15 protein-coding genes are annotated in these 13,459 nt (G+C 26.4%); 5 read left to right on the top strand and 10 right to left on the bottom strand.

All coding sequences use genetic code 11. The features are described 5' to 3' along the window. Positions 1-20: 20 nt before the first annotated feature. The 3 genes from BP769_RS07105 to BP769_RS07095 form a co-directional block, all read right to left on the bottom strand. Positions 21-1,475, bottom strand: coding sequence for an RtcB family protein (locus BP769_RS07105; protein ID WP_409198074.1), 1,455 nt, complete (start codon positions 1,473-1,475; stop codon positions 21-23). A 372-nt stretch (positions 1,476-1,847) separates the two neighbouring features. Then, a complete protein-coding gene (locus BP769_RS07100) occupies positions 1,848-2,306 on the bottom strand; it encodes a hypothetical protein (protein WP_409198075.1) in 459 nt (152 codons plus the stop codon). A gap of 108 nt (positions 2,307-2,414) precedes the next feature. Further along, positions 2,415-2,870, bottom strand: coding sequence for an archease (locus tag BP769_RS07095; RefSeq protein WP_409198076.1), 456 nt, complete (start codon positions 2,868-2,870; stop codon positions 2,415-2,417). A 127-nt stretch (positions 2,871-2,997) separates the two neighbouring features. On the opposite strand from BP769_RS07095, the gene BP769_RS07090 reads away from it, so the two are divergent. After that, positions 2,998-3,186 (top strand): hypothetical protein, encoded by a 189-nt coding sequence (locus BP769_RS07090; RefSeq protein WP_409198077.1) that lies wholly within the window; start codon positions 2,998-3,000, stop codon positions 3,184-3,186. A 29-nt stretch (positions 3,187-3,215) separates the two neighbouring features. On the opposite strand, the gene BP769_RS07085 is transcribed toward BP769_RS07090, so the two are convergent. From BP769_RS07085 to surE, 3 genes are read right to left on the bottom strand one after another with little or no spacing between them, the layout of a single operon-like run. Continuing rightward, positions 3,216-4,370, bottom strand: a complete 1,155-nt coding sequence (locus tag BP769_RS07085) for an ORC1-type DNA replication protein (RefSeq protein WP_409199105.1) — start codon at positions 4,368-4,370, stop codon at positions 3,216-3,218. Between the two features lie 37 nt (positions 4,371-4,407). Beyond that, entirely contained in the window at positions 4,408-5,139 is a 732-nt protein-coding gene (locus tag BP769_RS07080; protein ID WP_409198078.1) for a 6-hydroxymethylpterin diphosphokinase MptE-like protein, read from the bottom strand. Positions 5,140-5,163: 24 nt separating this feature from the next. Further along, a complete protein-coding gene (surE, locus tag BP769_RS07075) occupies positions 5,164-5,949 on the bottom strand; it encodes a 5'/3'-nucleotidase SurE (protein ID WP_409198079.1) in 786 nt (261 codons plus the stop codon). Between the two features lie 257 nt (positions 5,950-6,206). Between surE and BP769_RS07070 the strand changes: the two genes are divergently transcribed. From BP769_RS07070 to BP769_RS07055, 4 genes are all read left to right on the top strand, one after another. Then, entirely contained in the window at positions 6,207-7,355 is a 1,149-nt protein-coding gene (locus tag BP769_RS07070) for a pyridoxal-phosphate-dependent aminotransferase family protein (protein ID WP_409198080.1), read from the top strand. Between the two features lie 240 nt (positions 7,356-7,595). Further along, the gene (locus BP769_RS07065; RefSeq protein ID WP_409198081.1) at positions 7,596-8,048 is read left to right on the top strand and encodes a GerW family sporulation protein; all 453 of its coding nucleotides are present in this window, start codon (positions 7,596-7,598) and stop codon (positions 8,046-8,048) included. A 44-nt stretch (positions 8,049-8,092) separates the two neighbouring features. After that, complete coding sequence (locus tag BP769_RS07060; protein ID WP_409198082.1) at positions 8,093-8,731, top strand: hypothetical protein; 639 nt, start codon at positions 8,093-8,095, stop codon at positions 8,729-8,731. Continuing rightward, on the top strand, positions 8,728-9,006 hold the full coding sequence (locus BP769_RS07055) for a hypothetical protein (protein WP_409198083.1): 279 nt from the start codon (positions 8,728-8,730) through the stop codon (positions 9,004-9,006). Before BP769_RS07060 ends, BP769_RS07055 begins: the two co-directional genes overlap by 4 nt. Here the strand turns inward: BP769_RS07055 and BP769_RS07050 are convergent, their stop codons facing one another. The 4 genes from BP769_RS07050 to ftsY all read right to left on the bottom strand — a co-directional run. After that, positions 9,007-10,605 carry a thiamine pyrophosphate-binding protein gene (locus BP769_RS07050; RefSeq protein WP_413824493.1) on the bottom strand — a complete coding sequence of 533 codons (1,599 nt, stop codon included), beginning with the start codon at positions 10,603-10,605 and terminating at the stop codon, positions 9,007-9,009. Between the two features lie 21 nt (positions 10,606-10,626). Continuing rightward, positions 10,627-11,079 carry a dCTP deaminase gene (locus BP769_RS07045; protein WP_409198085.1) on the bottom strand — a complete coding sequence of 151 codons (453 nt, stop codon included), beginning with the start codon at positions 11,077-11,079 and terminating at the stop codon, positions 10,627-10,629. Between the two features lie 315 nt (positions 11,080-11,394). After that, positions 11,395-12,486 (bottom strand): CapA family protein, encoded by a 1,092-nt coding sequence (locus BP769_RS07040; RefSeq protein ID WP_409198086.1) that lies wholly within the window; start codon positions 12,484-12,486, stop codon positions 11,395-11,397. Between the two features lie 25 nt (positions 12,487-12,511). After that, positions 12,512-13,459: signal recognition particle-docking protein FtsY (ftsY, locus tag BP769_RS07035; protein WP_413824495.1), on the bottom strand; the 948-nt coding region annotated here is incomplete at its 5' end.

The following is a 13,459-nucleotide window of genomic DNA, read 5'->3' as shown; positions in this document are numbered from 1 at the left end:
AATTACACCTTAATAGAAAATTAACCTTTAGTAACTATTAATGGAGTTACTTTAGCAACTAATTTAGCAATTCCTAATTTATCAGAAGTTTTCACAACTTGATCAACATTTTTATAAGCCCCAGGAGCTTCTTCAGCTAAAACTGGATCAGAATTAGCTTTAACTTGAATACCTTTACTTAATAAATTTTCTTTAATTTCATCTGCAGAGAATTCTTTTTTAGCTTTAGATCTAGATAAGATTCTTCCAGCACCATGTGCAGTAGAACCAAAAGTATTTTCCATTGCAATTTCGGTTCCATGAAGAACATAAGAAGAAGTACCCATGGTTCCAGGTATTAAAACTGGTTGACCAATTTCACGATAATCTTCAGGGACTTCACTTCTACCTGGACCAAAAGCACGGGTAGCTCCTTTTCTATGAACTAATAAATTTAATTTCATACCATTTTTATTAACTATATGTGTTTCTTCTTTAGCTATATTATGTGCAACATCATAGACAGTTGTCATGCCCATATCTTTTGCAGATTTACCTAAAACATCCTCAAATGTTTCTCTAACCCAATGAACTATCATTTGACGATTTGCCCATGCATAATTAGCCGCTGCATACATTGCTTTTAAATAATCTTGAGCTTCTTCGGAATCTAAAGGAGCACATGCAAGTTGTCTATCAGGAATATTTAACTTATATTTTTTGTAAGCTTTATCCATTTTTCTTAAATAATCAGAACATACTTGATGTCCACATCCTCTAGACCCACTATGAACCATGATTGTTATTGTTCCTTTTTTTAATTTAAAAATTTTAGCAGCTTTTTCATTATAAATTTCATCAACCTTTTGAACTTCTAAAAAGTGGTTTCCTGAACCAAGAGATCCTAATTGAGGTATACCTCTTTTTTTAGCTTTATCACTAACTACCTCAGAATCTGCATTTTTTATTCGACCATTCTCTTCTAAGAATTTTAAATCTTCTTTCCAACCATAACCATTATTTACTGCCCATTCAGCACCTTTATTTAAAACTTCATCAATTTCTTTAGGTAATAATTTAATTTTACCTTTACTTCCTACACCTGAAGGGATATTTTTAAATAGCTTTTCTGTAAGTTCTGTAATATATGGTTTTAAATCATCCTCTGACAAGTTAGATCTTATCATTCTAACACCACAATTTATATCAAAACCTACACCCCCAGGACTAACAACACCATTATTCATATTGAAAGCCCCAACACCACCTATAGGGAAGCCATATCCAAAATGAATGTCTGGAAGGCCTAATGAAAACTTTTGAATTCCAGGTAAACATGCTACATTTGTTACTTGTTCTATAGCTCCTTCTTCAAGATTTTCAATACCTTCTTCATTTAAGTATAATCTTGCTGGAACTTTCATTTGTTTTTTATAACTACTTGGGATTTCCCAAATATTTTCATCAATTTTGTTAATATTTTCCTTAATACTCATTGTACCACATAATTAGCGAATTTTTGAATAAATAAATTAAAAGAAATTAATTTTCAAAAAATTTATAAAATTAATATATAATATGAAATTTTATCTATTTTAAAACATATAAATTTGAGGTTTTATAAGTCATGAAAAAAATTAATTTAAAAAAAAGAATTAAAAAAAGTTAAATTTTTACACTAAAAAATTTAAATAATAGTTTTAAACATGAAAAATCCTTAAAAATAAAATATAATAATTATCTAAAACAAATTGGAGAGTAAAATCTGAATAAATATCCCCATTACTTTCTTAATTATAAATACTCAAATATTATATTTTTATAATGTAAAAATTAAGAATGCAAGCTAATAAAAAATAAATACAATTTTAGTAGCCCACATACTTCCCATTTTTATAAGTAACATTCATCAATGTTCTATTCTGAAATTTTGTTTGATTAGTTGAATTTGAAACAGAAGGATCATCTTTATAACATGCATCAATCGTGAAATTTCTAGCATTATCCGGTACTTTTAATGTATAAAAAAATGTACCATTACTATTAGTATGAACTTCTATACCACTAATATTAAGTTCAGGTGATGATAAAATTACTGTAGAATTAGGAGTAGCATTACCTGTAACATTAAATAATCCAGTTCCATTAACAGAACCTTCAAAAGGTTTTATTGGTAAATTTTCATAAGGATTTAACAATGTTATCACAATAGATAATAAACAGATAATAAGTATTATAACTACTGCAGTTTTCATTTTGTTAAACTTTTTATTCCCATTTTCATCCACATTATAAAAAAGTGAATTTAAAAAATCAGTTAAACTCATAGTTTTCCTCTTAAATAAATAACATTAATTATTTATTAAAAATATGATATTTAATATTTTCTAGTAAATCCCAAATATTTTTTTTAAATAAAAATAATTAGAAAAAAATTATAAATCTAAGATTACTCTTACTTTAAATAAATCATCTTCGATTACATCCATTAGATGGAATGTAACCGCTTTAACTTCAGAACGTCTTTCATGTTTATCCCAATCAATATGTTCCCCCCATATTGTCCCATTCAATTCATAACTAATTTCATCATCTTTAAAACTTTTTTTTATCATAAGATCAAATTTAGAAAAAAATAGAAATTCAGTTTCTTCTAAAAATAATAATTCCTCTAAGTAATCATATAATAGAGAAACTTTATCTTCAGATTGAATTGTAATTTTTTTATTAATTATTTGATTGACTTTTTTAGTGTCGGTCATTACTTCAAACATTGCTAGTGATGCATTTTGGTATGCTTCATTAATTGTCCTACCAAATGCCCAAAAACCAACATCTGCAGTAACATCAAAAAATTCATATTGTTTTTGTAAATCTTTAGAAGGTTTCAAATTATCAAATCCTTATTTTCCACTTTTAAATTAAAAAATAAAATTAACAATATATTAGTTTTCAAATGCTCTTACTCTTTTTTTATATATCTAATTTTATATCATTTATAATATGGAGTGATTAAAAATGACAAACAAAAATACAAAATATTATAGAAAAGATTTAAGAAAACAAAGCAATTTTCATGACTATTTTTTCTTCAATGGATATAATTTAAATTCATGCATATCTATATTGTTAATAATAACCTTATTATTATTCTGTGTAATGGCAGTTTCCGCTACTCCAAATCCAAACGTTATATTTGGAATTTAAAATAAATAATATATAAAATAAAAATAATTTTAAGAAAAATTTATGTCTGTACAATTTAAATCATCAGGATCAAAACGAAGAAAAATTTGTCTTGAATTTCCTCTAATTCCTTTTCCAGTTAATTTTGTGTCTACTAATCTTAAAAATTCTAATTTTTCTAAAATTCTGTTAAAACTAGCATAACTTGATTTAGTTTGCTCTTTAAATTTTTCTGAAACTTTAGTCACAGTTAAAATTTCATCTTTATTAATAGATTCATCTTCTTTTACAATTAATTTTAACAAAGCAAATTCTTTATCATTTAAAGATTTTAAAGTTTCAAGTAAATTGTAGGATACATGCTTGGATAATGCTTTGTCTAAATGTTTTTGTGTTATTTTTTTAGATGCTTCAGACTCAGCAATATTTCCACAAACTCTAAGAATATCTATACCTTCTCTCAAATCACCAGTTTCAAAAGTATAATCAGATATTTGCCTTACCAAATCATCTGAAATAACATTAGGATAAAAACCCATTTTAACTCGATCAGATAATATACTGAGTATTTGAGAATGAGAATAAGGTTCAAATGTTATATCTTGTGGGATGAAAACTGTTTTAACATTTTTATCTAAGGCAAATCTAAATTCAAGCTCAGATAAAATTACAAAAATCCCAGTATGAACTGTTGGAAACTCTTCATAAGCTCTTAATATATCATAAAATACTTTATTTGCATTTTTATTCTGAAAAATAAAATTAGCATCATCAAAAGCGACGATTAAAGATGTATCATTATCTGTTAAATTTTTCATTACCTTTTGATATATTGTAGCAAAGGGCACTCCTGTTTCTGGAGGTTTATGTCCAAATAATTTTTCATGAATTTGAGAAAAAATACCAAAACGAGTAGTATTAAGTTGACAATTAATATAACAACATTTAATTTTATCTGATGTATTTTCAATTAAGTCGAAAACTTTTTTTACAGCGGTTGTTTTACCCGTAGCACATGGCCCTAAAATTACTGCATTACTTGGCATCCCACCTTTCAAAGCAGGTCTTAAAGCATAAGCCATTGCTTCCATCTGATTATCCCTAAAATTATAATTTTCAGGCATATACTCTGGATTGAATGCACTAATATTTTTAAATAAAGTTTCATCAAACATTAAAATATCTTGAATTGCCATATTATTAATTTATTTTGTCATAATATATAAATAATTTATCCCACAATTAAGGGGAAATTAAATTAATTAATTCAACATCCTCATTTTTTTCTATCCATTCAGTTAATTTTTCTGCATATTTCAATTTTTTTTGTTTAACTTCATCTGCTACTTCTAAATCATCTTTAATATTAGGTCTTGAATATTTTGTAACAATGTTTCCAAAGTCCATACCGGCTAATAAAATTTTTTTCGCACCTAACTCAACTGCTAAAAAAATTGCTCTGTCTCCATCAGTAAAACCCCCAAAATTATATAAATTTCTCTCAGGGATTGATTGAGTTGTTCCAAAAACATTTTTTAAAGTATTTGTATAAGTTATAATTTTATCTTCATTATCCCCATGGGCATGCACCGCAAATATTGCACCTTGAGCATTAGCAATTAATAAATCAGATATTTTCCCATCTAAATCCGTTACTATTATATCAGGTATTATATCTTCTTCTAAAAGAGCAGTTGTTGCACCATCAGCAGAGATTAAAATATAATCATTTAAATTATAATCTTTTTTAATTTGGGAAATATTAGATTTTAAAGAGGGGCCTGCACCAAAAACAATGAAATTTTTACTTAAAGTTTTTTTAGTTACATAATCGTACAAATCATCAATATCAAAACAACCTTTTTTATCTAATATATCATTTAAAACATCAGCTGTTTTTTCATCTCCTTCTCTTGAAAAACCAAAATCATTTAAAATATTATTATACCAAATTTCCCATTCATTTATATCCATATCATTATCCTCCTTAAATATTTTTCACCATTTTTTTAAACTGTTAATACTGCCAGTCATGTCAAATCTTAATGGTGATAAACTTACACATTTTTTATTTAATAAAGCATAACCATCTGTTCCTTTATCATAATTTTTAACCATTTTAGGAGATAACAAATAATAATCCTCATTATTTTCATTACGTTTATTAATAATTTCAGTGTCAAACATTTTATCAGCTAAAGAAGTAATCATTATTTTATCTGAAGAAGGATATGAAGGAATATTAAGATTTAATAAATCTACATTTTTAGGTAATCCCTTAATTAAGATTTTTTTTACTACTTTATGTAAAATTTTAGAAGCAAAACTAAAATCCGGCTCTTTTATAAATTTTAATTGATTATCTTCAAATTTAACATCCCTATGATCTATAGATAAAGAAACTGCTAAAGATGGAATACCCGAATTAACTGCTTCTAATGAAGCCCCAATAGTTCCAGATTTAGTAATTTCACTTTTACAAATATTACGACCCAAATTAATTCCCGCAATTACAATATCTGGTTTTATTTCCATGATTTCATGAATACCTAAACTTACCGAATCCGAAGGAGTTCCAGAAACACCAAATGCAACACTACCATCATTTAAAGTGGTTTTATTAATTTTTAAAGGTTTCATAACTGTTAAACTTCTACCTAAACCACTATGTTCATCATCAGGAGCTACAACTGTAATATTCCCTAAATCTTCAAGTGATTTTTTAGCTGCTAAAATGCCCGGAGCATTAACCCCATCATCATTACTTATTAAGATATTCACCATAATGAATCACCACAAATAGATTTAATTGAATAAATTTTTCTTTAAACTATTATTTATTTATACCTAAAATATATTAACTGAACAATCCCTAATTAAAAGTTCCAAAAAAATTATTTAATACAAAATCTTTTTAAAAGATAAAAAAAAGAAAGTAATATAAGCTTGAATTTTTTTATTTATAACATTTAATTTAATATTCCAAAAAATTAAGATAACAAGCTAAAAATTATCCTTATAATAATGGAGGAACTTGAAAAATGGATGATATATTAATGATGCTTCCAGGTCCAACAAACGTAGCTCCTAGAGTATTAAGAGCTATGTCTCAAACTGTTGTTAACCATAGAGGAGCTAAATTTGGTGAAATATACACAGAAACTACTGAAATGATGTCCCAAATGTTTAAAACAGAAAATCAATCATATTTACTTACTGGCTCTGGAACATCTGCTATGGAAGCTGCTATAGCTAATACAGTTAACCCTAAAGAAAAAATTATAAATGCCACAGGTGGAAAATTTGGAGATCGTTTAAAAGATATTACTACAATTCATGGTATTAATTCCGTGGAAATTCCCGTTGAATGGGGAGATGTATTAGATCCTAAAATTCTTACAGAAACATTAGATGCTAATGAAGATACAAAAGCTGTAACTGTTATTCACAACGAAACATCTACTGGTGTGCATAATCCACTTAAAGAAATTGGAAAAGTAATGAAAAACTATGATGCATTATTAATCGTAGATACTGTCTCTTCACTCGGAGGAGATTATGTAGATGTTGATAAATATGGAATTGATGTTTGTTTTACTGGTTCCCAAAAATGTTTAGCTGCACCTCCTGGCTTAGCAGCAATCACTTTAAATGATGAAGCATGGAAAGCAACTGAAAATGTGGATTCACATACTTATTATTTAAATATGCCAAAATATAAAGCTAAAGGAAACAGTGTACCTCCACAAACCCCATATACTCCTGGTGTTAATTCAATTTATGGTTTATTAGAAGCTTTAAAAATGATTGAAGAAGAAGGTTTAGATAATTCTATAGAAAGACATATAAAAGCAGCAGCCGCATCAAGAAAAGCTGCAAAAGCTTTAGGACTTGAATTATTCCCAAAAAGTGAAAAAATTGCTAGTAATACTGTTACTGCACTTAAAATGCCAGAAGGAATTACAGATAGTGATTTAAGAAACACCATAAGAGATAAATATCGTGTTGAAATTGCTGGTGGTCAAGATCATCTTAAAAACCATGTATTCAGAATTGGACATTTAGGTACTATTTCTTATAAAGAATTAGCTATAACTTACACTGCATTAGGTATGACCTTAAAAGATTTAGGTTTAGATGTAGATACTGGTGCAGGTGCTTCAGCAATAGCTGAATTTTACTCAGAATAAAATTTTTATAAATTTTATTCTATTTTAAATTTTTTTAATTTAATAAATCTATTTTTTTATCATATTAACAACTAAATAAAAATATTAATAACTCTTTTTATATTAATTCAAATTTTTACTGTAATTAAATTGATTTTTTTAAAAAAAAGTAAAATATTTAATTATAATAATAGAATAAATAAATATATACTAAAAAATTCAATAACATGTAAATTTTTTAAAAAAAGTAGTTGATTAAAAATGACAGATGAAAATAATATTAAAACAACCGCAGAAGAATTAAAAAAGCTTTTAGATTCCCAAAATCTTATAGGAAAATATATTGAAACAGAAGATAAATTATTAATTCCTATTATGAAAATGGGATTCAGTGTAGGCGCTGGAGAAAAATTTGGGCAAGAAGCCGGAGGGAATGCCTCAGGTGCTATTGCAGGAGTTGAACCTGTTTCTATGGTAGTTATTACTAAAGGCGTAGAAGGGATCGAAGGAATAAGAGTTCTTGATTTAAGTAAAGGTACATCAATTAATAAAGCTATAACAGATTTAGGATTAGTTATAAGTGATGTAATCAAAGATTTAACTAATAAAGATAAAACTAAAGTAGTTGATATCAAAGATGCAAACACAGATGAAAAAAATCTTAATGAAGAAAAAAAAGAATCTATTAAAGTTAATTTAGATAATCAGAATTAGAATAATTCTTAAATTTTATATAAAAATAGTTAAAGGCTGATATTTTGATAATACTAACAATAATTCTAATCATATTAGCCATAATCTTAATAATAATTTTTTCCTTACTATTTATTAATTTACATATCCAGATAAATTATAAAGTTAAAAACACAGAAATTAATGCTATAATAAGTATAAAAATTCTTAAATTAAAAATTTTTAATAAAAGATTTAATAATAAACAAACCCAAAATGAATTATCTACATCAGAAGAACCAGAAAAAAATAAAACAAAAACTCCTTTAAAAGATAAAATTAATGAAATAAAACCTTTAATTCCATTAATTAAAAATTCTAAAAAAATTTTAATAAATTTTTTAAAAATTATTAGACAATCCATTAAGTTAAATAAATTTGAAACACATACTAGTTTAGGTTTATATGACTATGTAGACACTGTAAAAATAGTAGGTTTTTTATCAATGCTAAATATTTTACCAAATTTATCAAAAAAAGTTTCTATTACCACAGAAGCACTATTCGGAGAAGAAATAATAAAAAGTAATGGTAAAATTTCATTCAAAATTAGATTGTTTAAACCATTTTTAGGTTTATTAAAATTAATAAGTGATAAAAATATTAGAGAAATTATCAAGAAAATTTATCAAATCAAAAAAGAAAATGACGGAGCAAAAACATGAATTTTGATGATTTAATCCAACATCAAAATGAACGATTTTTTGGTAAAAAAAGAACAAATAATCATATTGAAATTTATCCTTATTTTGAAATTGATTTTACAAGTTTTAATAATAAAATAAATACTGGAAATTTACAAATAATAGCTGTAATATTAATTTATAAAAATTCTAAAAGTTTAGAAAAAGAATTTTATCTACAATTTTTTAAAAAAGAATATGAAAAATATTATAATGAAATAATTCAAAAATTTGTAAAAGATATATTAAAAAACTGATTAATCATACACTGGAAGAGGAATATTTTCTTCACGAACTATGATCTCCACTACAAAAGGTTCATTAGAATCCATAACTTTACTAATAGCATTATTTAATTCTTCTTTTGTATGGACTTTTAAAGTATTTATCCCATAACCTTTAGCTATTTGAGTGAAATTTGGATTTTTTAAATTTATTTGGTAAGAATCCATTCCATAAAGTTCTTCCCATTGCCGAATAATTCCTAATTGTGAATTATTCATAATAAAAATTCCTATATTTAAATTATTTTCTTTTATTGTGGCTAATTCTTGAATATTCATTTGGAAGTCACCGTCACCGTTAATTGCTAAAACTTTTTCTGAAGGGTTAGCTAAAGCAACTCCAATTGAAGCTGGCACACTATAGCCCATTGGGCCAAATCCTCCTGAAAATATAAATTTACCAGGATTAGAAGCTTTTGTTAATAAAAGAGTCCAGGTTGTGTGTGTTCCTGCATCACTTACTATAATACTATCTTTTCGATTAGTTAATATTTTATAAATTGCATATGGTGTTCTTAAAGGTGTTGAATCATCTTCAGTACCTTCAACAATAGTTTTTACTTGATTACTATAAATTTTTCTTAACCATTTAGAATCTTTTTGAAAATCATCAATTAATAAATCATTGAGAACTTTTTTAACATCCCCATATAAACATATATCACCTTTAAGTTTAGTTTTATTAATATTAATATCAATGATTTTAGATTTGAATTCTTTAAAGTCTTTAACTCTAGCTAAAGTTCTGTCTGATAATTTAGCCCCTAAAACAAGTATCAAATCAGAATTTTCAAATGCATAATTTGCTAAATGTGTGCCTCTAATTCCAACTATCCCTAAGTTTAATTTTTCAAATTCACTAATAATTCCTTTTGAATGATAAGTAGTGACAATTGGTATATTATTTTTATTTACAAAATCTTTTAATTCATTAGTAGCATTTCCCCAGAATATCCCATTTCCTGCAAGTATTAAAGGTTTTTTACTCTCTTTTAATTTATCAACAATTTGAGACATTGCAGAGTATCTATAATTTTGTACTAAATTAACTTCCCTATCGATAATATTTCCAATATTTTCATCCATTAATACATTTTTTGCTAAATTAATGTGAACAGGTCCTCTAGGTTCATTTTTAAGAATGTTTAATGCTTCTTTTAAATTAATTATTGCATTTTTTCCATTAGAAGGATAAAAACTTCTAATAGTTATATTTTTAAAGATTTCGTTTATTTTCATTGATTGAAAGTTATCTTTACCTTGATTAGAATAAATATTGTCACCTGTAATTACTAACATAGGGACAGAATCTTTAAATGCAGTAGTAACACCCATCACTAAATTCATAGCTCCAGGACCTGCTGTTGACATACAAACTCCAAATTTTCCTGAAGATCTAGCGTATCCATCTGCAGCATGTGCTGCACCTTGTTCATGTCGAGTTAAAATATGTTCTATTAAAGAATCTTTTAATGCTGCATACATTGAAATAATTTGTTCACCAGGATGACCAAATATGTATTTTACATTATTATTTTCTAAAATTTTAACTAAGGCTTCAGCAGTGTTCATTATCTTTATCTCCAAAATTAATTATTTTTCTTGGTAAAAACCATTATATTCTCCAGACCCTTTTACTGGAAATATTACAGCTTGTGCTATTCTATCTCCCTTTTTTAGTTTATATTCAAAATCTCCGTGATTAACTATTAAGAATGTTAATGTTCCATAAAATCCAGGATCACCTACTGCAGTCTGTACAGATACAAATGATCTTAATAAGGTAGATCTTGGTAAATATAACATTGAATATCCTTTAGGTATTTTAATTTTTTTATCAATTGTGGCTAAATAAGCAGTGTGAGGTTTCAGTGTGTAAATTGGACCTTTTAATGATTGTATTTTAGGTATATTTTTTTCATTATCAATTAATGAACCTTCTGATTTTTGAATTAATATTTCATCAAGAGCAAGGTCTATACCTGAAGGTTGTATTGAATCTGAAAATTCCGGAAATAATTTTATAAGTTCTTCTTCTCCCATCATAAATAATCACATATATTTTAAATTAAATTATATAGTTAATAAAAATTTCAATTATTAAAATAATTCATGTATATTACATGATAGATTTCAAGGAAGTTATGAAAAATATCATGAAAATTTTAATTAATTATTATAATTATATGATTTAAAAGGTTTAAAAATTTATACATTTTTATCTAATATTTAGTTTTAGAAAACTATATTTAATAATTTAAATTAATTAAAAATTAAAATTATTATTAAGAAAAAAGAATAAAATATATTAATTTTAAAAAAATAGAAAAAATAAAATTATAAAATAAAAATGAAAAATTTTTAATTATTTTCATTAGTTAAATTATAAACCAGTACACCAGTACCGTTAGAAGTAATATTTATATCGTTACATTGAGGTTGTAACTCTTTAAGTAATGTTTGACCATCAGATGGACTCATAAAGTGAGGAAGATAATTAATAATATCTATTGGATACATTGTAACTTCTGCAGTATTATTTACTAATTGGATATTAACAAAATATGCTCTATGAGTATTTGAGTTACTTTGATCAAATATAAAGTTACCTAAATTATAAAATATAGGTTTATCTTTATAAATTTCTACTCCTTGAGTTACATGTGTATGTGATCCTAAAACAATATCTGCACCATTATCAATACATTGATGAGAAATATTTACTTGTTCTTCATTTGGTGTTCTGCTATACTCATTTCCGTAGTGCATAAAAATAATTACATAATCTGAACCATTTTCTTTAGCTGATTTTATTTCTTGGGCAGCTAATGTTTCATTATATGCTGAGTAACCTGAAGAATTATTTGTAGCTTTTGGCATAACCTCTTGACTGTATTCCTTAAAATTATCAGAATCCATATAATTAAGAATGGTTATTGTTCTCCCATTTGTATGAATAGTTGCAGGAGCTGAAGCATTTGCTAAATTGTTTCCTGCACCTATATGAGTAATATTTGCTTGATTTAGAGTATTGATAGTATCATTCATTCCAGCAATCCCATAATCAAAAGCATGATTATTAGCTAAAGCACAGACCGTGTTATTTGAACCTTTAACAAGTGGAACATATTCAGGACTACATTTTAAAGGAACATCACCCTTAACAGCTGATCCAGAGTTAGTGGCGGGATTTTCAAAATTAACTAATAAAATATTAGAGGAGTTAATTACTGATGAAACAAAACGATAAGGACTTTCACCTGAACTTAAAACACTTGGCATTTTACGACCAAATAGGACATCTCCAGTTACAGTAATAGAAACATCACCCCCAGGTTGTAAAGAATTTTCTCCTAAAATTACATTACTTGGCAAATAAGAAAAAACAAACGCAACCCCTGAAACTATTATTAAGATAATTATTAATGTTGCAAAAAAATATTTTTTATTCATTTAAACCCCTTATTAAATTTAATTTTTATGATTCCGCAAATAATTGATTTAACATCCAATCTGCATCATATTCAATAATATCATCATAACCTTGACCCATACCTAAAAACATGATAGGTTTCTTAATAACATATCCAATGGATAGTGAAGCCCCACCTTTAGCATCCGCATCAGCTTTAGTTAATATTACACCATCAATATCTATTGCATCATTAAATTTAGTTGCTTGTTCTGTAGCATCATTACCTGTTAATGCATCACCTACAAATATAACTAAATCAGGTTTTGCAACTCTTTTAATTTTTTTCATTTCATCCATAAGATTGGTGTTTGTTTGCATTCTACCTGCAGTGTCAATTAGCACTAATTCTTTATTATGTGCTTTTGCATGAGCAACTGCATCAAATGCTACTGCTGCAGGATCTGAACCTTTTTCATGTTTAATAATTTTAACTCCTACATTATTTGCATGATAAGTAACTTGTTCTATTGCCCCTGCACGAAATGTATCTGAAGCAGCAATTACTGGAGTATATCCTTTTTTAAGGTAATAACTAGATAATTTTCCTATAGTGGTTGTTTTACCAGTCCCATTTATACCTACAAACATAACAACTAAAGGTTCACCTTCTTTCTTCTTCATTTCAATCATTTCTGTAAAAGATTTTCCTTTAATATCAATTATTTTTGATACAGCATTTTTAAGAGCATCATAAGTATATTCTTCTATATCACTGCTTCTTTTAATTTTTTGACCAACTAAATCATCTTTTACAGAATCAACTACAGTACTGGCAACATCCATTGCAACATCCCCTTCTAGTAATGACATTTCTAGTTCGAAGAGAATATCTTCAACATCATTTTCAGATAAAGTTTTTTCTTTAATAAATGAAAAAAATCCACCCTTCCCTTTTCTAGAATCTTCATTAGTTTCAGGTTCTTTATCCTTAGAACCACGTCTAAAAGAAGA

The sequence above is a fragment of the Methanobrevibacter sp. UBA417 genome (genome assembly GCF_002508845.1).
Lineage (GTDB): Archaea > Methanobacteriota > Methanobacteria > Methanobacteriales > Methanobacteriaceae > Methanobrevibacter_A > Methanobrevibacter_A acididurans.
Note: the sequence above shows the minus strand (reverse complement) of the source record. Positions and strands in the feature narration are given on the sequence as shown.